Source organism: Kitasatospora sp. NBC_00240, assembly GCF_026342405.1.
Lineage (GTDB): Bacteria > Actinomycetota > Actinomycetes > Streptomycetales > Streptomycetaceae > Kitasatospora.
In genome coordinates, this window is sequence record NZ_JAPEMU010000001.1 from 2,218,118 (window position 1) to 2,238,750 (window position 20,633).

Annotated in this window: 18 protein-coding genes; 2 read left to right on the forward strand and 16 right to left on the reverse strand. The window is 76.1% G+C overall.

All coding sequences use genetic code 11. The features are described from left to right. Positions 1 to 42: 42 nt before the first annotated feature. The 16 genes from OG689_RS09280 to OG689_RS09355 all read right to left on the reverse strand — a co-directional run bounded on the left by OG689_RS09280 (position 43) and on the right by OG689_RS09355 (position 18,895). Positions 43 to 2,754 (reverse strand): hypothetical protein, encoded by a 2,712-nt coding sequence (locus OG689_RS09280; RefSeq protein ID WP_266319278.1) that lies wholly within the window; start codon positions 2,752 to 2,754, stop codon positions 43 to 45. Between the two features lie 292 nt (positions 2,755 to 3,046). Beyond that, positions 3,047 to 3,625, reverse strand: coding sequence for a dihydrofolate reductase family protein (locus OG689_RS09285; RefSeq protein WP_266319279.1), 579 nt, complete (start codon positions 3,623 to 3,625; stop codon positions 3,047 to 3,049). Positions 3,626 to 3,887: 262 nt separating this feature from the next. Further along, positions 3,888 to 4,463, reverse strand: a complete 576-nt coding sequence (locus OG689_RS09290; RefSeq protein ID WP_266319280.1) for a hypothetical protein — start codon at positions 4,461 to 4,463, stop codon at positions 3,888 to 3,890. Between the two features lie 123 nt (positions 4,464 to 4,586). Further along, positions 4,587 to 8,519, reverse strand: coding sequence for a LysM peptidoglycan-binding domain-containing protein (locus OG689_RS09295; RefSeq protein WP_266319282.1), 3,933 nt, complete (start codon positions 8,517 to 8,519; stop codon positions 4,587 to 4,589). After that, on the reverse strand, positions 8,519 to 8,995 hold the full coding sequence (locus OG689_RS09300; protein ID WP_266319283.1) for a hypothetical protein: 477 nt from the start codon (positions 8,993 to 8,995) through the stop codon (positions 8,519 to 8,521). Before OG689_RS09300 ends, OG689_RS09295 begins: the two co-directional genes overlap by 1 nt. A gap of 99 nt (positions 8,996 to 9,094) precedes the next feature. Continuing rightward, a complete protein-coding gene (locus OG689_RS09305) occupies positions 9,095 to 9,574 on the reverse strand; it encodes a TadE family protein (RefSeq protein WP_266319285.1) in 480 nt (159 codons plus the stop codon). Continuing rightward, positions 9,571 to 9,951: a TadE/TadG family type IV pilus assembly protein gene (locus OG689_RS09310; RefSeq protein ID WP_266319286.1), complete on the reverse strand. Its 381-nt coding sequence runs from the start codon at positions 9,949 to 9,951 to the stop codon at positions 9,571 to 9,573. The genes OG689_RS09305 and OG689_RS09310 overlap by 4 nt, the downstream gene beginning before the upstream one ends. 53 nt (positions 9,952 to 10,004) lie before the next feature. Continuing rightward, a complete protein-coding gene (locus OG689_RS09315; RefSeq protein ID WP_266319288.1) occupies positions 10,005 to 10,265 on the reverse strand; it encodes a hypothetical protein in 261 nt (86 codons plus the stop codon). A gap of 56 nt (positions 10,266 to 10,321) precedes the next feature. Next, the gene (locus OG689_RS09320; protein WP_266319289.1) at positions 10,322 to 11,209 is read right to left on the reverse strand and encodes a hypothetical protein; all 888 of its coding nucleotides are present in this window, start codon (positions 11,207 to 11,209) and stop codon (positions 10,322 to 10,324) included. After that, the gene (locus OG689_RS09325; RefSeq protein WP_266319291.1) at positions 11,206 to 12,174 is read right to left on the reverse strand and encodes a type II secretion system F family protein; all 969 of its coding nucleotides are present in this window, start codon (positions 12,172 to 12,174) and stop codon (positions 11,206 to 11,208) included. Before OG689_RS09325 ends, OG689_RS09320 begins: the two co-directional genes overlap by 4 nt. After that, positions 12,171 to 13,775, reverse strand: coding sequence for a CpaF/VirB11 family protein (locus tag OG689_RS09330; RefSeq protein ID WP_266319292.1), 1,605 nt, complete (start codon positions 13,773 to 13,775; stop codon positions 12,171 to 12,173). The genes OG689_RS09325 and OG689_RS09330 overlap by 4 nt, the downstream gene beginning before the upstream one ends. Continuing rightward, on the reverse strand, positions 13,765 to 15,468 hold the full coding sequence (locus OG689_RS09335; RefSeq protein WP_266319294.1) for a hypothetical protein: 1,704 nt from the start codon (positions 15,466 to 15,468) through the stop codon (positions 13,765 to 13,767). The genes OG689_RS09330 and OG689_RS09335 overlap by 11 nt, the downstream gene beginning before the upstream one ends. Beyond that, positions 15,468 to 16,286: an SAF domain-containing protein gene (locus tag OG689_RS09340; protein WP_266319295.1), complete on the reverse strand. Its 819-nt coding sequence runs from the start codon at positions 16,284 to 16,286 to the stop codon at positions 15,468 to 15,470. The genes OG689_RS09335 and OG689_RS09340 overlap by 1 nt, the downstream gene beginning before the upstream one ends. 65 nt (positions 16,287 to 16,351) lie before the next feature. Further along, positions 16,352 to 17,290, reverse strand: coding sequence for a hypothetical protein (locus OG689_RS09345; protein ID WP_266319296.1), 939 nt, complete (start codon positions 17,288 to 17,290; stop codon positions 16,352 to 16,354). Beyond that, positions 17,284 to 17,763 (reverse strand): hypothetical protein, encoded by a 480-nt coding sequence (locus tag OG689_RS09350; protein WP_266319298.1) that lies wholly within the window; start codon positions 17,761 to 17,763, stop codon positions 17,284 to 17,286. The genes OG689_RS09345 and OG689_RS09350 overlap by 7 nt, the downstream gene beginning before the upstream one ends. A 283-nt stretch (positions 17,764 to 18,046) precedes the next feature. Further along, positions 18,047 to 18,895, reverse strand: a complete 849-nt coding sequence (locus tag OG689_RS09355) for a hypothetical protein (RefSeq protein WP_266319300.1) — start codon at positions 18,893 to 18,895, stop codon at positions 18,047 to 18,049. Positions 18,896 to 19,149: 254 nt separating this feature from the next. Between OG689_RS09355 and OG689_RS09360 the strand changes: the two genes are divergently transcribed. Continuing rightward, positions 19,150 to 19,590, forward strand: coding sequence for a pyridoxamine 5'-phosphate oxidase family protein (locus OG689_RS09360; RefSeq protein WP_266319301.1), 441 nt, complete (start codon positions 19,150 to 19,152; stop codon positions 19,588 to 19,590). 261 nt (positions 19,591 to 19,851) lie between these two features. After that, a complete protein-coding gene (locus tag OG689_RS09365; RefSeq protein WP_266319303.1) occupies positions 19,852 to 20,304 on the forward strand; it encodes a MaoC family dehydratase in 453 nt (150 codons plus the stop codon). Positions 20,305 to 20,633: the final 329 nt, after the last annotated feature.

A 20,633-nucleotide genomic window follows, 5' to 3' on the forward strand; every position in this document is an offset into this window, starting at 1 on the left:
CGAGCTCGCCGGGCGGCCCCGCCCCGGCCCGCCCGGCTGCGATCACTCGGCGGGCGACGCGGCCAGCTGGGCCAGGTAGCGCTCGGCGGCGCGCAGCTTGCGGCCGTCCGGGCCCGGTAGGTAGGCCCGGAGCTCGATGATCTCCGGTGCCACCTTGAGCGCCTCGGTGCGGTCCGGGATCGCCCGCCAGCAGGCTTCGGCGTTGGTCGCGGCCTGCTGGGTCTCCGGATGGTCCGCACCCTGCGCCCGCAGCAGTACCAGCGCCACCGCGCGGTACAGGTCGGCGGCCTCGCCGGGCCGGCCCGCCAGCCGGGACACGTGCGCCCGCACCTGACGAACCTGCAGCGCCGGCGCCGAGGTCGGCCCGTGCACGGCCACCGTCAGCTCCTCCAGGGTCAGCGCGAGCTCGGCCGCGACCGTGTGCTCGCCGGCCTCGGCGCTGCGGACGATCCGGCCGATCGCCTCGCGGTAGTCGTCCGGCGGGGCGGGGCGGTCCTCGGCGAGGGCCTCAGGCCCGGCGGCGGGCCCGGCCGCTGCCTGCGGGGTTACCCGGACCGCCTCCGGCGCGGCGGGGGCTTCGGCGGCGGCCTCGGACACCGGCGTGCCCCAGAGCGAGTTCTGCGGTGCCGACGCGGGCTCCGGCGGGGGTACGGCCAGCCCGGTCAGGGTCGGCTGAGCCGTCACCGCCGGGTCGACGGCCACCGCGGCCCAGGGCGAGGCGGTCTCGGACACCGGCTCGGCCGCGGCCGACAACGCCTCCAGCAGGACGGCGCCGGGCCCGCGCTTGGCCAGGGTGACCGGACGGGCGGCGGGTTCGGGGGTGTCGTCCGCCACCGGCGGGGCCTCGGCGGACAGGGCGGCCACCGGCTCGGGTTCGGCGGGTTCGGGCTCCATGGTGGCTTCCGGGGCAGGCTCCGGCACGGCGGCCGGCGTTACGAGGGCTTCCGCGGCCGGGGCCTCGGTGCCCGGGACGTCCGTAGCCAGGGTGTCCGTGGTGGGAACGTCCGGGGCGGAACCGGCCGGGGCCGGGGCATCCTCGGGCGCCCAGGTGGTCTTCTTCCGGAGCGTCACCGGCCGGGCCTCGGCCGGGGCCACCGGCGGAGCGTCCCCCTTGCTCAGGCTGACGACCGGCCCGGCCGCCGGGGCGTCGAGCGGGCCGGGCCGGGTACCGGGCTTGTCCAGGAGGACCCGCGGGGTGCTCGCGGGCACCCCGGCCTGCTCGGGGAGCGGCTTGTCCAGTCGGACCCGGGCCGTCGGCGCGGGCAGCGGCGCGGACGGCGCGGCCCCGGGGGACGCCGCCGGCAGGGAGCCGGGGGACGCCCCGGCGGCGGGCGGCACGGGAGTGTCCCGGCGGCCCCCCGGGCGCGGCTGGACGGCGACCGGGCGCGGGCCCTCGTAGGCCATCGCGTCGATCGCCGGGGCGTTCTCCGTCCGGCGGGCGGTGTTGCGGAACACCGGCCGGTCGGGGGCGTGCGAGCTGAGGATCACCACGTCCGGGCGCAGCACCGAGTAGACCTGCTGGCGCAGTTGCTCGGGCGCCAGCACCGCGTCGGCGCCGGGCCGGCCGCCGTGCAGGGCCTCGATCAGGGCCCGGGTGAAGGTGCCGATCTGCTCCGGGTCCGGGCTGACCACCGCCCACAGCGGGATGCCGTCGGTGAGCGGCGAGATCTGGGTCTGCAGCTGCGGCCAGGCCTGCTGGTCCGCGCTCAGGTCGGCGATCACCAGGGTCTGCCAGTCCCGCGGACGGTGCTGGAGCTCGGTGGCCACGGCCTGCCAGGACAGCCCGTCCTGGCGTACCGAGCCGGGCTTGGAGTCACGCAGCGTCAGGTACAGCTGACCGCCGCGCTTGTCGGCCACCAGGTGGCCGCCGAGGTGCACCAGGAGCGGGCCGGGGTGCCGGGAGGCGGCCCGCAGGTGGGCGAGCACGGTCTGCGGATCGTTGGCCCCCGGCAGGTGCACCGCGTCCACGGCGTCCGCCGCGAGCAGCATCTGCGGCGACACGGCCGCCAGCATCGCCGACAGGACGGGCGCCTGGTTGGCGCCACCGCGGCCCCAGGACCGCCGGCCTGACGTGCCGTAGCCGCCCTCGATGACGAGGATCCGGCCGCGCGGCGCGGCGCCGAGGCCAGCGGGCGCCGACGACGGCACCGGCCCGTTGGACCAGGGAGCGGGGCCGGCCACCGGTCCGCCCGCAGGCGCGGGTGCGCCGGGCACCGGTCCCGGTGCGAGGACGGGCCCGGGCGGCGGGACGGGTCCGTGCCCGGGCCCCGGGCCTTGCGCGGGTACGGGACCGGGCGCGGGTACGGGACCGGGCGCGGGTACGGGACCGGAAGCGCCCGCCGGACCCGGCAGCGACGCCGGGTTGATGACCGGGATCGTCACCGTCCACCCGGTGGACGGCTGGACGGGTGGCGCGGCCGGGGGCGGCGGGGCCTGCCCCGGCAGTCCCGGCTGCTGGGTCTGCGGCTGGAACTGCTGCGGCTGGAACTGTCCGGGCACGCCGGCCGACTCCGGCGCCTGGTCGAACGGGCCCTGCCGGACCGTCCGGGCGGGGCCGTCGAACGGGCCCGGCGCGTCAAAGGGATTCGGCGCGTCGAAAGGGTTCCGCGCGTCGAACGGGCCCGGCGCGTCGAAGGGGCCGGCGGGTGCGGCGGCCGGCGGGGCCTCGACGGCCTCCGGCCCGGCGGCGCCGAACCGGGGCATCCGGGCCGTCTGCTCCATCGCCGAATCGTCGTCGTCCGTGAATGCCGGCATCCTCGTGGTCTCCTCCACGGAGGCCGGGCCGCCGGCCCACGGGCCGCCTCCCGGACCGTCCGGACCGCCGGGCATCACTGTTGCGTCCGACACCGCTGGTCACCACCCCGCCCCGCCGCTGCCGCGGCGTCAGCCCGTCCACCGTGGTGCCGGTCGTCCACCACTCCCGTTGCGCCACCCTACGGCGTCCGGGCTCGACCGATCCAGGCCGGGTGGGCGATGGCGCAGGCCGGGCCCGGCCGGTGTGCCCCCGAGTCCCGCGGGCCGGGGTCCGGACGGGCGCTCGCGAGGGTCACCCGGGTGCGGGCCCGTCGGCCGTCCGGTAGTGCAGCAGCACGACGCCGTTGCCGAAGGTCCGGGTGTCGATCAGCTCGAGCCCGATCCGGTGGCCCGGATCCTGGATGAACCGCCGGCCCTGCCCGATGACGACCGGGTGGACGTAGATCCGGTACTCGTCGATCAGGCCCAGCCGGACGAACTCCGCGGCGAGGTCGGCGCCGCCGATGACCAGGTCCCCGCCCGGCTCCGCCTTGAGCGCCCTGATCTGCTCGACCGTCACCTCCCGGCGGATGGTGGTGTTCGGGTCGGCCCGCTGCAGCGTCCGGGAGAAAACGATCTTGGGCATGCCCCGCCAGATCGCGGCGAACTCCGCCATCGGGGCGCTCAGCGCGGGGTCGGCGTCCGCGGTCGGCCAGTAGCCGGCCATCAGTTCGTAGGTGACGCGCCCTTCCAGGAAGGCGCCCATCACCTTGAGCTGCTCGTTGAAGTGACGGTGCAGCTCGTCGTCGACGAGGTGCCAGTCGATCTCCCGGTTCGGCCCCTCGAAGAAGCCGTCGAGGGAGACCGAGGTGAACAGGACGATCTTTCTCATCACGGCCTTCGCCAGGGCTGTCGGGGCTGTCGGGGCTGTCGGGGCTGTCAGGGCTGTCGGGGCTGTCGGGGCTGTCAGGGCTGTCGGGGCTGTCGGGGGTCGGGGGATCGCGACCCGCCGCCCCGGCGCCCGCGGCCGCTTTCGTCGCACCACGACCGGGTTCGCCGGTCCGCACCGGGCCACGGCCGAGACGATACGCCGCGACGGCGGACGGGACGGGCAGTGCGCCGGCCGACACGCCAGGCCCTGGGCGGACGCGGCGTCAGAGCAGCCCGAGCACCGCGGCGGCGGCCGCCACGCCCAGGCCCGTGCCCGCCGCGGTCTGGGCGACCGAGTGGTACTGGAGCGCCACCCTGGTCCAGCAGACGGCGGCGACCGCCGCGTACCCGGCGAGCCACCAGGGCGAGTGGACGACGGCCAGCATCCCGACCACGGCGGAGGCCACCGCGCAGTCCACGCTGATCTTCCAGACGGTGTTCACCGCCAGCAGCACGACGGTCATCGCCCAGAGCGCCAGCATCGCGACCAGGATCCCGCCAGGGGCGCCGGCGGCGGTCATCACCGCGGCCCCGGCGCCGATCGAGCCGAGGATGACCAGGAAGATCGGCGCCCGCTGGGTGCGGTCCACCACATGGCGGTCGCCCCAGGTGCCCCGCCGGCGCTCCCACTCGATGTAGGAGGCCGGGACGATCCCGGTGCAGAGCGCGCCGAGCAGGCCCCACGGGGCGCCGGTCCAGTCCCCGGCGGCCGCGAGGCCGATGGCGGGCATTCCGGCGAGCAGGACGTTCCGGGGCTGGAGCACGTCGGTGACGACGCGCGCGGTGGTGGTGTCGGTCATGCGCACGACCATCTCAGAGCCGGTCCGCCCGCCGGCCGCGAGGGTGCGGCCGGCGGACCCACCCGGCCGGACGGCGGGCGCCGCACCGCTCCCCCGCGCCGGCCGGGTGGGTCCGCCCCGCCGTCACGACCCCGAGAGCAGGTCCCGGAGCAGCGCCACCGTGTCGGCGTCGAGCTCCCGGCCGGTCCGGCGGCTGAGGGCGTCGAGGCGGTTGACCGCGCGGACCAGCTGGTCCCGGGCGCCGGCCGAGGCGTACGCGTAGAACAGGTCCCGGTGCAGGAGTTCGACGTCCGGGGCGACCGCCAGGCCCCGGAAGACCGCTGCCTCGGCACTGCGGTGGTCGCCGTACTGGAGGCGGCGGGCGGCGAGTTCGTGCGCGGTGTCCACGATCGCGGCGATCATGTCCTGGCGCTCCGCCTCCGCCCAGCCGAAGGCGGCCGGCGGTGCCTCGGCGAACGGCGCGCCCCGGACCAGGGCCAGCGCGTGGGCGAGCGCCGCGTCGGCGGTGGCGCTGGTGCTGCGCATCCCCCGGCGGTAGAGGCTGCGGAACTCGTCCCAGTCGCAGGTGACCGTCGGGGCGAAGGCGTACCCCTCGGCCGTGTCCGTCCGCAGGAAGGCGCGGCCGTCCGGCGAACTGCCGAACCAGCCCGCCAGGTCGGCGAGTTTGGCCGGCAGCGGGGTGCTCGGGCCGTCCCCGTGGTCGCCCGCGGGGTGCGGGTCGAGGTGCGCGGCGCCCGGGTGCAGGTCGTGGTCGAGGGCGCTGTGGTCGGCACCCGGGCGCAGCGCCAGGTAGGCGGCCAGCTCGGTGAGCCGCAGCAGCGCTGCGGGTTCGGCGGGGCCGCTCGCGCCGAGGACGTCGGCCGGGCCCAGCAGGCGGATCCGGGGCGCGGTGCGGGTGGCGTGGGCCTCCGGCGAGCGGAGGATGGCCAGCAGGTCGTCGGCGTCGGAGCGGACCGAGCCGGGGGCCGGGCGCGCGGGGGTGTGCGGCTCGGAGGCGGCGGGTGCGGGCGCCGGGTCGTGCGTGGGCGCCGGTTCCGGCTCGGCCGGCGGGACGCCCGGACCGGCCGGGGCCGCCGGCACGGTGGGCGGCAGCGCGGCGGCCGGGTACGCTCCGGGGCCGGGCAGCTGCGCCGTGGGGGCCTCCGGTGCCGCGGAGGCCCCTGGAGCCGTCGGCGGCCCGGAGACTGCGGGGCTCGCGGGGGTCGCGGGGTTCGTGGCCGCGGGCGGCACGGGGACGACCGGCTGGACCGGGGGCGTCTTGTCGAACCTGGGCCCGGCGGTCGGTGCCGGGCCTCCGCCCTGGGCGGGCACCGGCGAACCGGCGGGCGGGGAAACGGCGTTGCTGACCCGCAGACCCCGGCCGTTGATCCCGGCCCGGCTGCCCGGTCCCGGGGGGACGGGCGCCCCCGGCGCGAAGGCCCGGCCCGGGCCGGGCGGCACGGCGGCCTGCGGTACGACGGGCGAGGTGGGGCCGGCGGCCAGCGGTGCGGCCGGGTCGGTGCCGGCGAACGGGCTGGCGCCGGTGCCGATCACCCGGGCCAGCAGGCGCGGACCGGCGGCGGCCTCGCCGGAGCCGGCCCCGACGGCGACCAGCACCGGCACCGGCAGGGGCAGTTCGGTCGGTTCGAGGTCGATGCCCGGGCCGTCGATCGTCCAGGCCGGCGCCGGGTGCTGGGTCTCGTCGCAGGAGGAGCGCAGGAGCTCCGAGACCTGGTCGTACTGGTGGCCGGTCAGACGCTGGAGCTCCACGCCGAGATGCAGGCCCGGCAGGGTGGTGTGGCCGGTGCTCGGCAGTGTCCACCGGGCGACCGGGCCGGTGCCGCGCTCCGGGGCCCGGGTGATCACCGCGACGCAGGTCCGCGGCCGGGCGTCGAGCAGCCGGCCCAGCTCGGCGGGGATGTTGCCGCCGGGCTGCTGGGCGCAGAGCACGATCTCCGGGATCCAGGACTCGTCGGCGGCGCCGCGGCTGCGGGCGTCCCGGGGGCTGGTGGCGTCGGCGGCCACCAGGGTGGCGCGGGCCTTGGCGGTCCGCGGGCCCAGCGCCGTCAGGGCGGCCTCCAGGCTCGGGTGGCGGTGGACCCGCTCGGCCGCCGGGCCGGAGATCGGCAACTCCTCGGCGAGATCGACGAGATGGAGGTGGAGCCGGTCGGCCAACGGGCTGTGGGCCAGTTCGAGCGCGAGGGTGCGCAGCACGTCGCGGGCGTCGTCGGGGTGCCCCGAGAGGTGCAGCAGCCGGACGGTCTCCAGGTCCGCGAGCACCACCGACCCGTCCGGGGACGTGCCGAGGGTGACCAGCGCCGGGTACGGCGCGGCGGTCTTGCCGGCCTGGCCGGCCGAGAGCAGGTCGGAGGCGTCCTCCGGGCACCACCAGACGTTGGCCGCGTGCGCGGCCCGGAACGGCGCGATGGGGGTGGCGGGCGCGGAGAGGTGCAGTTCGACGGTGCGTCCGGGGGTGACCCGGGCCGCGACCAGGGCGGGCAGCCGCTTGCCGGACCGGACGGTGTTGCGGGCCATCGTGCGCAGGGCGCGGTTGAGCAGGTCCAGCCCGGTGGCGTCCTGTCGTGCCTTCAGTTCGGCCTCGAAGGCGGCGGCCGGGGCGGCGGGCAGGGCGACCCGGTGGCGCGGGCGGCGGGCGCGCTGCTGGCCGCCACGGCGGCGGGCCACCGTACCGATCATGATCGCGGCGAGCAGGACGCTGACCGTCGAGGCGGCGAGGGCGACGGTGTAGTCGTCGCTCGGCGCCTGCGCCTGCTTCGGGTCCGTACCGGTGGCCGGGGCGTGGGCCGGCGCGCTCGGGGCCTCGGCCGCCGGGCTCGCGGTGGCAGGAGCGGGGCTCGCGGGGGCCGGGGCCGGCGGGGCCTCGGCCGCGGGGGTGGCGGGGGCCGGCGTGACCGGGGCCGGGGGCGCCGGGGCGGGCGCCTGCGGGGTGGGCGCGGTCTCCAACTCCGGTGCCTGGGCGGGTGTCTGGGCGGGTGTCTGGGTGGGTGTCTGGGTGGGAGCGGGCTCGGGCACGCCCGGTACCGCCAGGACCATGCCCGGCACGACCTCGTCCGGGTCGCTCAGCCGCTCGCCGTCGGGAGCCTGCACGCCCTTGTTCGCCTCGAAGAGCTGCGGCCAGGCCTCGGCGCTCCCCAACTCCCGCTGGGCGATGGCGGAGAGGGTGTCCCCCTCGGCGACGGTGACCTTCGCGTCCCGCCCGCCGGCGGGCTGGGGGTTCTCCGCCCCCGGCGGCGCGGGCGCCGGCGGGGCCGGGGTCGCCGCCGGCGACTCCTGGTCCGGCTTGGCGTCGGCCGGCATCAGCAGCTTCCAGCCGGGCTGGATCGGCCGGTCCGCGTCGAAGCGCAGGCCGGAATCGTCCATCACCCGGCCGTCGTTGAGTTTGGCGATCTCGGTCCAGCGCGAACCGGAGCCGAGCTGGCGCTCCGCGATCGACCAGAGGCTGTCGGCGGGCCGGCTGTCCCGCACGGTGTAGCCGGCCTGCTGCTCGGCCGCCGGCGCCAACGCCGGTGCGGCCTGCGCGGCCGGCAGCGCCGCGTACTGCGGCCCGGCCGTCAACTGCGGTGCGGAGAGCACGGCCTGGGACCGGTCGGGAGTGGCGGCGAAGGCCGAACCGGCCACCGGCAGCAGGGCGATCACCGACCCCACGAGTCCGGCGGCGATCCGCTGGCTCCAGCCGAAGGCCGGGATCCGGCGGGCGATCCGGCCGCGCAGCTGCGCCGGGATCTCCAGCAGGACGGAGAACGCGAAGCAGGCCCAGCCGAGCCAGCCGACCAGGACCAGCAGCCACAGGAACAGCCGCCCGTCGTCGGGGCTGGTGAGGGCCTGCCCGAGGCCGTCGGGTGCGAAATCGCCCATCCCGGCGACGGCCGCGGTGCCGTACAGCAGCAGGGCCGGGAGGCCGGCCAGCAGGACGGCCAGGGTGAGCAGCGCCGCGAGGGCGCCGACCACCGCGCCGACGCCGCCGCGGCGTCGGCCGCGGGGTGCGGGCGCCGGCCGTCGGCCGGGCGGGGCCTGGCGGTCCGTACGGGCGTGGTTCTTGGCACGTGGCGCGGCCATCAGCCGTTCTCCGCTTCCTTGACTCCGTGGACGAGGAGTGCGCTGCCCCTGCCCGTGATCCCCCAGCCGCCGTTCGGCACCAGGTCGAGGAGGGCGGGTTCGTAGGTGGCGTTCACCGTGACCACCACCCTGGTTCCGCCGTCGGCGATTTCGGCGCTGCCGCTGCCGCCGACGAGGTGGCAGGTGCCCAGGTAGGCGACGGCGGCCCGCTGGACGTACTCCTGGCGGACCTTGAACCCCTGGCCCTGCAGGACGCCGGCCTCGTCCAGCTGCTGGCCGGCCACCCGGGCCGCCTCCTGCGCGCAGGCGTCGGTCCGCTCGACCGCGCGCAGCCGGCCCCCGGCGTCGACCACGATGCCGATGACGGTGACGAACCCCGTGGCGACCACGGCGACGAACAGCGAGATGGTGCCGACGTCCGGCCCGCCTCCGCGACGGCCGCGCCAAGGCCCGGTCCGCCGCTCGCGGCCCGGCACACCCTGACCTGCCTGCCCACCCGGTCTCCCCGGCTTCCTCGGTCTCTCCGGTCTGCGGAGCATCGCTTCCCCACCCCCACGTGCGCTACACACTTCTGCCTACTGTCCTCGGTACCGGTCGACGACCGAGGTGAACTCACCGCGCAGACTCTTGGTGCCGGGCATCCCCGGCACCAGTACGTCGCGCAGGCTGATCTCGCACGCCACGACCACCACCATGGTGGCGACGTTGCCCGCCGGCGTCTCCAGCGCGCGCCGCTGCAGGTCGATGTCCAATCGCTGGCAGGACACTCCGTCCTGGCGCAGGACGTCGTCGGCCGCGGCCCGGGCGGCGGTGTCGACGGCGCCGGGTTCGCGGGTGATCGAGGCGGTCCGCGCCGCCGCGCGCGCCGCCGCCTCCACCGTGCTGGCGGCCGTCTGGATCCGTCCCGCCGCGATCGCCAGCAGGATGAAGGTGAGCAGGGCCGGGACGAGGATCGCCGCCTCGACGGCCGCACTGCCCCCGTCCGGACGGCGGCGCCGGGCCGCCGGCCCCCGCCGGAACGGCAGCCGGCCGCGAAGGCCGCGGGGGCTGCTCATGAGCCACCCGGCCGCGGGACGAACCGCTCGCGCGGCGCGGAGGCGTGCTGGGTGAAGTCCGGGGTGGGGACGCCGGGGATCAGGAAACGCGGCGTGACCACCACGGTGACCTGGATCAGCTCCGGCCTGCTCCCGTCCGTGCTCACCGAGTACCCGCCGAGGACGCTCCCCTCCCGGTCGAGGAAGTCCTTCGCCTGGCGCACCGCCGCGTCGTTCTTCACCGCGTCCGCGGCGGGGCCCTGCAGCCGCCCGGCGTCCACACCCTCGCGGGCCGCGACCAGGGCGACCTGTCGGGCGTACCACCACATCGATCCCTGCACGACGAGCATGACGAGGAACAGCACGACCGGGAAGACGACGGCCAGACTGAGGCTCATCGCTCCCCGGTCCCGCTGCGGTGGGGCGGACGGCGGGCGGCGCGGGCTTCGGATCACTTCACCGGGTCCGTGGTGGGGATCTTCTTGGTGACGTCGGAGGCGAGCGACTTGATGGCGACGATGACACCGCCGGCGATCAGCATCAGGGCGATCACCGCCAGCGCCAGCTCGATGCTGATCGCGCCGCGGTCGCCGGCGGCCCGGGCCGCGCGCAGCCGGCCGGCCCGGTAGTGCATCAGCATCGAGGCGAGTTGAAGGGGCAGCAGGAAAGGCAGGAGCAGGGCACCGGCCAGTAGGCGAAGTCGAGCGGTCATCGGGACTCCAGGTGTCGATCGGGGGACGGGAGGGGGGATCGGACCGCGCCGGTCCGTCAGGACGGGTTGAGCATCTGGTAGAGCGCGGGGAAGACGATCAGGGTGGTCATCAGCAGGGTGAGCGCGGAGCCGGGGGCGACCATCCGCTCGCTGTCGGTGTTGGCGCGGGCCAGGTCCTCGGCGAGGAGTTCGCCGCGCAGGCTCTTGGCGCGGGCGCGCAGCGTGTCGTACACCGCGGCGCCGTCCGTGCCGGAGATCCGCATGATGTCGGCGACGTCCTGCAGGGGGGTCAGGCCGAGTTCGACGGAGAGGGCGTCCAGGCCGTCCCAGGGCGGCAGCCGGTCGGTCGCGGCCCGCTCCAGAGCATCCCGGATGCGCCGGAAGACGGTGCCCCGGCCGACCGCGGCGGCCCTGCGCAGCGCCTCGGCCGGGCCGCAGTCGGCGGCGCGTTCCAGGGCGACGAGCTCCAGGTAGGTGGCGATGCCGTGCAGGTACTCGGTCCTGGCCTCCTTGGCCTCACCGCGCACGATGCCGTCGGGGACGAACCAGAACAGCCCGGCGAGCAGCGGCCCGACGACGAACGGCACGGCCAGCGGGAGGCCGCTGTCCGCCAGCGCGGCCATCGCGGAGGTGTAGGCCGGCAGCAGCAGCCCGAGGAAGGCGAACAGCAGCTTGTGGGCCATGAACCGGGCGGGGGTGCGGCCGATCAGCGACAGTTCGCGCTGCGGGATGCGCAGTCCGGGCAGGCCGATCGCGCCGGCGCCGAGCCGGTCGAACCAGCGCGGGGGCTCCTCCGGTTCCTCCGTCAGGCCACCGCTTGGGGTACGGTGCAGTCGGTCCAGGGCCTGGCCCAGATCCGGTGCGGCCGGCCGCAGTTCGGAGACGAGCAGGGCGATTCCACCGGCGGCGAGAGCACCGGCCAGGACCGGCCAGGGCGAGATCACCGGGCCTCCTTGGACAGCGGGTCGAGGGATTCGGCGGCCGCCTCATCGGGGTCGCGGTCGGTGCTGAGCCGGCCGGCCTTGCTGCGCCGGTCGGGCTCCAGGATGCGGGCCAGCGGCGGGTGCGCGGCCAGCGCGCGCATCCAGGCGATCACCGCGACGAACAGCGCCGCGAGCACGCCGAGCACGACCTGCCCGACGAAGGTGCTGTAGGGCGCGGTGTACCCGGTGTTGAACGAGCCGACCACGACGACCAGCAGGATGATGCCCACCAGCCAGCGGATGGTGGTGCGGTGCTTGGCCCGGTCGGCCTCGATGGAACGGCGCTGGCGGACCTCCTCCCGGACCGATTCGGCGAGGTCCGCGAGGGCCCGGGCCAGGCCGGGCCCGCTGTCGCCGGAGCGCAGCAGCAGCGCGCCGAGCACCTTGTCGGCGGTGGCGTCGGCCAGGCTGTCCGCGAAGGCCCGCAGCGCGTCCTCGGGCCGCCAGCGGGACTGCAGCCGGGCGGCGAGTTCGGCGATCTCCGGTTCCAGGGCGGCGGGCGCGGTCCGGCGGCTGGTGACGATGGCCTGGTTGAGGCCGACGCCGAGCAGCAGCACGTCCGCGATCCGCTGGGTCCACTCGGCGAGCGCCTCCAACTGCTCGACCCGGTGGGTGTCGGACCGGGTGGAGTCGAAGAGCCACGGCAGGCCGAACACCGCGAGCGGGATCAGCAGGGCGACCAGCGGGATGCCGGTGAACAGCCAGCCGAGCGGGCCGCCGGCGAGCGCCAGCGGGAGCTGGACCCGGCGCAGTCGCGCGACGCGGGGGGAGGCGGCGCCGGGCCCGCCGTGCCAGAAGGCGTGCAGGCGGCCCGGCGGCGGGGTGCCGGCAGGCTCCTCGGCGGGGTCGACGCCGCGCAGGCCGACCACCAGGGCCACCAGGCCGCCGGCCACCAGCAGACCGCAGAGGGCGAGGAGCAGCATCATCGGGCGCCGCCGATCCGCAGGTGCAGGGGCGCGGCCCAGGTCCCGTACCGGGACTGCAGGAGCGAGGCGTCGAAGCCGGCCCGGCGCAGGTCGTCCAGGCAGTTCGGCTGGGTGTGCGGGACGGCCCGGGGCTCGCCCTGCTCGGCGCGCGGCCCGAACACGGTGTTCAGCGCCGGCCGGCCGTGCTCGCCGAGCCCGGCGACCTCCAGGACGTGCGAGACGAACCGGTGCCGGCGGCCGCCGACGGCGGTCTCGTCGACCATCGTGACGTGCACGATGAGGTCGATCGCGTTGGCGGTCAGGCGGTACGCCAGGCTGTCGGTCATGTGGGAGCCGTACTCCAGGCACAGTTCGGCGATCCGGTCGACCACCATGTGGGGGCCGCGGGCGTGCAGGGTGCACATCGAGCCGCCCTCGCCGTTGGTCATCACCCGCAGCATCGGGACGACCTCGCCGGAGCGGACCTCGCCGACGATGATCCGCGACAGGGTCATCCGCAGGGCGGCGGGGATGAGTTCACCGATCGTCAGCTCGCCCGCCATCCGGCCTTCGACGCGCTCCCCGTTGCCCTCGCGGGCCTCCATCGGGACGACCTGGCGGAGGTGGCCGAGGGTGTGCAGCCAGAGCTCGAACTCCGACTCCAGGGTGCCGATCCGCTCGTCCGGCGGGATCTCGGCGGCCATCGCGCGCAGCAGGCTGGTCTTGCCGACCCCCTGGGTGCCGGTGATCATCACATTCTTCCTGGCCCGGATCGCGGCGGCCAGGAAGGAGGCCAGGGTCGGGTCCACCGTGCCGAGTTGGACCAGATCGGCGAGGGTCGCGGAGGCCACCCGGTGGCGCCGGATCGCCACGTAGGGCCGCGGGGTGACCTCGGTCATCGCCTGGAGGCGCATCCCGCCCTCCAGCCGCAGGGCCAGAGTCGGGCTGGCGGTCGAGAGGCTCCGCTCACCGCCGCCGTGCTGCCGGGCCAGGTCCTGCAGCAGCTCGATGAGTTCGTCGTCACTGTCGGCCACCGGCGGCACCTGGCGCAGCGGCTGGTGGACCCGCGAGATCCAGACGTCGTCGCAGCCGTTGATCAGGATGTTCTCGATGTCGGGGTCGTCCAGGTAGGGCTGGAGCCGGCCGGCCCGGAAGAGCAGGTCGAACACGGCTTCGGAGAGCGCGCGGTCCTGCTCCCGGGTGGGCGGGATGCCGTGGGTCTGGGCGTACGCGTCGGACCACCGGGCGACGGCCTCCTCGATCAGCGCCCGACCGCGCTGGCGCCGGGTGGCACGGTCCGCGTCGGTGCCGGAGGTGGCCGCCAACCGGGTGAGCTGCTGGTGCAGTTCGGCCGCGACCTGGCGCTTGAGCTCCCGCGCGACCTGCGGGTCGACGGCGGGCGGGGTGGCCGAGCCGCGCTTGTCCAGCGAGGGCAGGGCCGAGGGTACGGCGGTGGGGGTGGCCGCCGCCGGGTGGCCGCCGGCCGGCACCGGGCCGGGCCGGACGGGCCCGGTCACGGCCGGACCGGGCAGGCCGGGAGCTCCGGGCCCGGGCAGCGGCGCCGCCCACGGCAGGGCGGCGGGGTCGGCGGGCGGCCGCTGGTTCAGGGGGCTACCGCGCACGGAGCACCTGCCCGTACTTGATCTGCGGGGCCTGCGACTGGGGGCTCTGCGGGGCGTCGGGCCGCCCGGCACCGGGCTCACCGGCGTCGGCCGGCTCGCCCTGCTCCACCCGGCCGGCGGCGGACGGCGTCACGGCGGACGGCGTCAGCGGGGAGAGCCCCTGGGGGGACGGCGCCTGCGGCGGCCGGGCCCCGGCCGGCTCCTGCGCCCAGTACCCCGGCGGGGGCTGGGGCCAGGACGGCTGCCCGCTCTGCGGGTACGCCTGCGGCCCCGAGGGCTGCGCCCCGTACGCCTGGGAACCGGACGCCTGGGAACCGGACGACTGCGGACCGCCGTACGCCTGGCCGCCGCCGGACTGCGGCGCGGGGTGGGCCTGCTGGGCGTACGACTGCTCGGTGTACGCCTGCTGGGGGTGCGCCGGCGACGGCTGCTGCCCGGGGAACGGCGCGGGCGCGGCCGGCTGCGGGGCCAGCCCGGCCAGCGGCGCCGCCCCGTAGGAGGGTGCGGCCCCGTACGAAGGCGCGGTCCCGTACGGCGCGGTCCCGTACGTGGGCGGTCCGGGCTGCTGCGGGTAGGCCAGCGGATGGCCGGTGGGGCCGGACTGCCAGGAGCCGCGCGGGGGTTGGTGTTCCACCGGGAGTCCTCCGGGCACCGGGAGGCCCTGTCCGGGCGGCACCGGAGCCCCCGGCGGCCGGACCTGGGCGGGCTGATCGTCGGCGGACCTGGCCTGGGCGGACCGGTCCTGGACAGGCTGCTCCTGGACGCGGCGGGCGTACGCCGCCTGCCCGTTCGGGACGTGCGGGACGTGCGGGACGTGCGGGACGTGCGGGACGTTCGGGACGTGCGGCTCCGGCGGCCGGCCCGCGGCGAGCGGCGCGGCCGCGGCCTGCGCGGGCGACCCGCCGGGCGCCAGCCGGCGCCGGCGGCTGCGGGTGAGCAGCTGGATCTGGTCCGCGGCCGAGCGGGCCGTGCGCATCAGCTCGGAGCGGACGAACCGGCGGTCGGTGCTGTCCCCGCCGTCCGACAGCACCCGGGCCGTCCGCGGCGCGTGCGGCAGCAGGCCCAGGGTGGGCAGGCCGAACTCACGCGAGACCTCGGAGGCGGAGTAGGGGCCCTCGGCGATCAGCAGCAGCCCGAGCGCGTCCGCGCCGCTGCCGGCGTGGTCGAGGTCCTCGCGCAGTGCGGCGAGTCGCGGGCGGGCGGCGCTGAGCCCGCGCAGGGTGGTCCGCAAGGTGGCCACGACCACGTCGGCGCGGCGGGCCAGCACCGCGCTGGGGCCGGTGGCGCCGGAGCGTCCGAGGTCCAGGATCACGTCGTATCCCTGCGGTTCGAGGCCGTGCAGCATCTCGACCAGCGGCTCCCAGGTGTACGCCAGACCGGGGGCCTGGGTGGGGTCGGTGAGGCCGGGCAGCAGCAGCCGGTCGGTGGTGCCCTCCGGGGAGAGGTCGATCAGCTGGTCCCAGAGGGTCTGGGCGAGCAGTCCGCGCCGGTCGGCGACGGCCAGGTTGCGCAGTCCGTAGACGGCCTCCACCCGGCCCTCCAGGGCGCCCGCGAGGACGGCTCCGCCGTCCGGGTCGCACTCGACCAGCAGGAGCTTGCGTCCGGGCTCCAACGGCCAGGCGAGCAGCAGGGCGAGGGCCGCCGTGGTGGCGCCCGGCGCCCCAGGACCGCCGACGACCGCGATCACCGCCATCAGGTGCCGCTCCTCTGCGTCGCGCTCCCCGACGGCGCGGCCGCCGTGGCACCGGTGGCCGGTGCGCCGCTCGCGGCGGGGGCGGACGGCGCCGCCCCGGACGGCGCGGCGGCCGCGGCCTCGCCGCGCGGGGCCAGCACGACCTGGAACTTGGCACTCGCCACCCAGGACGCCAGCCGTACGCCTTCGGCCGCCGCCACCGCCACGTCGATCACCTGGCTGCCGTCCGTGTCGGCCTTGCCGACCGCCGTGACCACGGCCGCCAGCGCCTCGGGCGTCCTGGTGGTACCGCCGCCCTGGCCGGAGGCCGGGTCGGGGGTGGACACGACGATGACCGCCACCCCCGGTTGCAGCCTGGTGGCCGGCAGCTGGGTGCGCTTGGCCGCGATGCCGACGACCAGCTGGCCCGGCTGCACGGTCAGGGCCTGCGCGAGGTCCGCCTTGACCAGCAGCGCGCCCTGCTTGAGGTCGGTGGCGGCGCGCATCCCGACGATCCGGGCCTGGTCGGCGGCGGACAGCGGCTTGATCGCCGGGTCGCCGGCGATCCTGGCCACCACCAGGTCGTCCGCGGTCAGCACCTGCCCGAACGGGACGTCATGAGCCACCGCCAGGACGGCGATCCGCTGGCCGCTGCTGGTGTAGAGCACCGCGCCGCCCAGCCCGCCGGCCGCGATCAGGGCCACCGCCATGGCCAGCACGGCGGGCCGGCGGCGCCGCGCCCGCAGGGTGCGTGACGGGGTGTGCGGGGTGCCGCGCGCGGGCTCCGGCACGAGCGTGGCCGTGCCGGTGCCCGGCGTCGGATAGGTTCGGTTCTCCACCGGGCTTCGGCCTTTCGTGCGGGTCGGTGCTGGTACGGAATTGCCGGGACGCGCTGCGCCGGTGGTCAGTTGAGCACCTGGACCTCGCCGACCTTCAGCTCGAACGGCGCGCTGGTGGTCGACAGCAGGATCGGCTGGCCGACCTTGGTGCCCGCCCCGACGATCACCGAGTCGGTCTGCCACTCCACCGTGACGGTCACCGAGAACGTCCCGTTGGCCTTGAGCGCGGAGCTGGCCGTGAACAGGTAGGGGCAGTCGGGGGACGGACCGGTGGCGCCGGGCGGGTACGGGGTGCCCGGCCCCTTGCACTGCACGGTGTGGCCGTCGCCGAGGTCCCAGATCACCCGGTGGACGGAGGGCGTGGCGGTGACCGAGATGTAGTTGCCCTTCACCGTCACCGGCTGGGGGGCCTTCCCGGCGCCGCTCCAGTCGTACCAGAGCCAGACCGGCAGGCCGACCAGGGCCTTGTCGGCCGGTGCGATGTGCGGCTGCGGGGCGGTGAAGACGATCCGGTCGCGGGCGTCCTTGGCCAGGGTGGCCGGGTTGTCCGGCGGCGGGCCGCCGGGGGCCTGCGCCAGGAAGACGGGGTTCTGCGTCATCATCCCGCCGCCGGCCTGCCGGCAGTTGACCTCGTAGACGGCGCCGTCCGCCGGGTCGTGGCCGTCCCAGTCCTTGCTGCCGGCGGGCGGCTGCGGGCTGGAGCGGTGGTAGTAGCAGCCGTTCGAACTGTCGAACCAGCCCAGGTCGTTGTCCCAGCACGGCCACTGCTCGCCGTTCCAGGTGCAGGTCTGGACGCCGCCACCGCCGTTGTTCGTACCGGTGCCGCCGGTCGTTCCGGGTTTCGGCGCCGTCCCCGGTTCGTGCACATCGGTGCAGATGGTGGTCACCTCGCACTGGTGCACATCACCGTCCGGGCCCTCCGCCCAGGCGGGGCCCGCCGGGGTGAGCAGCAGCCCGGCGGCCAGCATCACCCGAATCGTCAATCGCCCAATAGACTTCAGCATGTTCGGTCCACCTCGCGTTTGAACTCCACGATCAGCCAGCGTGCTCCGGACTTGCGCAGGGAAACGGTCGCGATGTACCGCGTCAGGCGCTTCTGCGGATCCTTTGTCGCACGGGTCGCGGCATCCGCCTGATGCCACTCCGTCACATCCAGGCAGTCCTCGACGACCGCGGTCTGCGGATCGGCCTTCAGATCAACGGCCTTCACCACCGGGGAATTGCGTGGACTTCCGATCATCACCAGCTTCGCCTCGTGCAACTGGTGGAGGTTGGCCACCGCTTCACTGAGGGCCTTCCCGGTCGAGTAGGCCTCAAGCTGGGAAGCGTCGGAATCGGAGCGCCCGAAGGCCTCCGTCTGGGCCGCCCACCAGTCCTGATACGTCCTCAGAGCGGCGCGGCCGATGGCTCCTTCCGGCCCTTCGGTCGGTGCGATCCCGTCCGTGCCGGAACCACCCGAAGGTGTTACCGGAGTCACTGCCGCAACACTGGGAGCGGAAGTCCCGAGCCGATCAGCAGAACCGGCACCACCACTGGCCCCACAGGAGCTCAGCAGCACCACCAATACCGCCCCACCAACCCCAACCGCCCCAGGACGCAACACATTTCCGCGCTGCCGCATCGCCCCACCTCGTCGCGACCGACCCCGTCCGTGGCCACCGGTCGCCGATAAGAATCCGCTGTCCCCGCTGTGTCTGCCGCCGGAGCATCGATTCTTCGCCAAACCGGCCCATCACGGCAACACCTCGGGCCCCCCGACCTTACGCGGAAGGCGGATCTGTCGGGGCATTTTCTCGCCACAGAACGGCCAACAGTTCTTCGGAAAGCGACAATCCGGCCAATGCGCCCCGCACGGCCGCCCGATTGCGCATCAACAACCGTCCCCCCTGCGGCGGTACGAGCACCCGGGCCGGGGCCGGGCCGGCCGCCGCCTCGGCCTGCTCCACCTGCGCGAGGACGGCCGGCTGCAGTTCCAGCGGGCCCACCGCGGCCGGTCCGCCCGGCACCCCGTGCTCCAGCACCCGGACCAGCGACCGGCTGAACGAGCCCTCGCCGCCCGGCAGGACGTCGGTCCGGCCGCGTCTGCCGCCCGAGTGGCGCGAGACCCGCCCCCACAGCGGCACCCGGGAGTAGCTGAGCAGTTCCCCCACCCCGTCCTCGCCGCCCCCGCGTTCGAGTGCCGTCCAGGTGTCCCGGTCGGTGACCGCGTCCACCAGCAGCAGGGTCTCCTCCTGGTCGCCGTGGACCATCGCGCTGACCACCCAGTCCCAGGCCAGCCCGCGCCGGTACGCGTTGTCGGGCGTACTGCCGCCCGTCACCAGCGCCAGCCGGCGGCCCTTCGGGTCGGTCACCAGCTGGCCGATCAGGCAGACCACCAGCCACCGCCCGCCGCGCCGCGCCGCCCCGCGCAGGGCGGTGAGCATCCGGTTGGCGTCCGCGTCGGGCTCCAGCAGGGTGACCCGGCAGCCGGCGGCGCCGGCGTCGAAGCACATCCCGGGCAGCACGTCGGCCAGCAGCCGCGCCCCCTGCGCCGCCATGGCCGAGCCGCCGTGGCTGCGCTCCGGCCCCCCGTCCGCCCCGATCACGACCAGATCGACTCCACCGACCATCCGCGCACCCCTCCTTGCCGGCCCCGCCGTACCAGGGACCGCTGCGCCGTACCGCGTACGGAATGCCCCGTACCGCCGCCAAGCTACCGCCGCCGGAGCCGCCGGAAGGACGGCGTCCGCAATCCGGCCCCGAATCGCTCCCGGGGGCGCCCCGGCCACGGACGCGGTACGGGCGCCCGGACCCGCCCGATCGGGCCGCGGTCCGGGACCATGGGCCCTATGGCGGGGCCGCCCGGAGGGGGACCATTCACCACATGGACCGTGACAACCGTGTGGAGTCGCTGAGCGAGGAGGAGTGTCTCCACCTGCTCGGCACCGTGCCCGTCGGGCGGGTGGTGTACACCGCCCACGCGCTGCCGGCCGTGCTGCCGGTGGCGTTCGAGGTCACGGCGGACGGCCTGCTGGTGCTGGCCCTGCGGCAGGGGGCGACCGTCCGGCGGGCCCTGGACGACACGGTGGCCGCCTTCCAGGCCGACCTGCTGGACGCGGCGACCCGGACGGGCTGGAGCGTACTGGTGCACGGACGGGCCCAGGTGGTGTCCGACCCGGTGCTGCACGACCGGCTGCTGCGAACAGGTCCACGCCCCTGGGACGACGACGCCGAGGCCGCCGAGCCGATGTTCGTCCAGATCCTCCCGGAGCTGGTCGGCGGCCGGCGGCAGCTGCCGCCCGGCCGGTCGCTGCAGAAGAGCTGAGCGGGGCGCCGGGCCCGGGCCGTGAGCAGGGGGGCCGTGGGCAGGGGGCCGTGGGCCGAGGGCCGTGGGCCGAGGGCCGGACGGAGGCGCCGGGCGGCAGGACCGGGCCGAGGCGCCGGCCTCCGCCGGGGCCGCCGCGGGGAGCAGCGCTGACAGGTGACCGGTGAGTAGGCATACTCTGCGGAGGCACCGGCGGCCCGCGCCCAGCGCGCCCCGGGCCGCCCCACCACCCCGGAGCACCCCCGCCCCCTGGAGCGCACCTTGACGATCTTCGCCTCCCTCGCCGACCTGACCGCGGCCGTCGGCACCGTGCTGGGCACCAGCGAGTGGCACACCGTCGACCAGGCCAGGATCGACCTGTTCGCGGAGGCCACCGGCGACCACCAGTGGATCCACGTCGACCCGGCCCGCGCCAAGGAGAGCGCGTTCGGCTCGACCATCGCGCACGGCTACCTGACGCTCTCGCTGATCCCGGTGCTGGCCAAGGAGTGCTACGGCGTCGAGGGCGTCCGGATGGCGCTGAACTACGGCTCCGAGAAGGTCCGGTTCCCGGCGCCCGTCCCGGTCGGCACGGCGCTGCGGGCGACGGCCGAGCTGGTCTCCGCCACCGAGGTGCCGGGCGGGGTGCAGGCGGTCGTGCGGTTCACCGTGGTGAGCGAGGAGAGCGCCAAGCCGCACTGCGTCGCGGAGACGATCACCCGCTTCTACCTCTGATCCCCGGGGGGCCCGCCGCCGCCCGGGGGCCGGTCCGTCCGGCCCTCGGCGGGCGGTACGCCGAACGGCGTCCCGCGGGCGGTTCCACCGGGTCCGGGCCGCCCCCGGCCGGTATGGTCCGACGAGATGGTTGTCGTACGGCAATGGCTCCCGCGTCGCTGTCGTGCGCCCCTCGGCATGCCGGTATTCGAACCGCAACAGTTGGGCAATAGACGCTCGTACGACGGCCGTACGACGGCAACCCCGCCGGTGCGGCCCGGATGCTCCCGTCCTTGGAGGTACCGTGCCCAGCTCCCTCCCGTGGTACGCCCGCGTCACCGGTCTGACCT

What these genes read in the sequence shown, in the direction of transcription:
- OG689_RS09280 (WP_266319278.1), bottom strand. Translation starts at nt 2,754, where the DNA reads ATGCCGGCATTCACGGACGACGACGATTCGGCGATGGAGCAGACGGCC.
- OG689_RS09285 (WP_266319279.1), bottom strand. Translation starts at nt 3,625, where the DNA reads ATGAGAAAGATCGTCCTGTTCACCTCGGTCTCCCTCGACGGCTTCTTC.
- OG689_RS09290 (WP_266319280.1), bottom strand. Translation starts at nt 4,463, where the DNA reads ATGACCGACACCACCACCGCGCGCGTCGTCACCGACGTGCTCCAGCCC.
- OG689_RS09295 (WP_266319282.1), bottom strand. Translation starts at nt 8,519, where the DNA reads ATGGCCGCGCCACGTGCCAAGAACCACGCCCGTACGGACCGCCAGGCC.
- OG689_RS09305 (WP_266319285.1), bottom strand. Translation starts at nt 9,574, where the DNA reads ATGAGCAGCCCCCGCGGCCTTCGCGGCCGGCTGCCGTTCCGGCGGGGG.
- OG689_RS09310 (WP_266319286.1), bottom strand. Translation starts at nt 9,951, where the DNA reads ATGAGCCTCAGTCTGGCCGTCGTCTTCCCGGTCGTGCTGTTCCTCGTC.
- OG689_RS09315 (WP_266319288.1), bottom strand. Translation starts at nt 10,265, where the DNA reads ATGACCGCTCGACTTCGCCTACTGGCCGGTGCCCTGCTCCTGCCTTTC.
- OG689_RS09325 (WP_266319291.1), bottom strand. Translation starts at nt 12,174, where the DNA reads ATGATGCTGCTCCTCGCCCTCTGCGGTCTGCTGGTGGCCGGCGGCCTG.
- OG689_RS09335 (WP_266319294.1), bottom strand. Translation starts at nt 15,468, where the DNA reads ATGGCGGTGATCGCGGTCGTCGGCGGTCCTGGGGCGCCGGGCGCCACC.
- OG689_RS09345 (WP_266319296.1), bottom strand. Translation starts at nt 17,290, where the DNA reads ATGCTGAAGTCTATTGGGCGATTGACGATTCGGGTGATGCTGGCCGCC.
- OG689_RS09355 (WP_266319300.1), bottom strand. Translation starts at nt 18,895, where the DNA reads ATGGTCGGTGGAGTCGATCTGGTCGTGATCGGGGCGGACGGGGGGCCG.
- OG689_RS09360 (WP_266319301.1), top strand. Translation starts at nt 19,150, where the DNA reads ATGGACCGTGACAACCGTGTGGAGTCGCTGAGCGAGGAGGAGTGTCTC.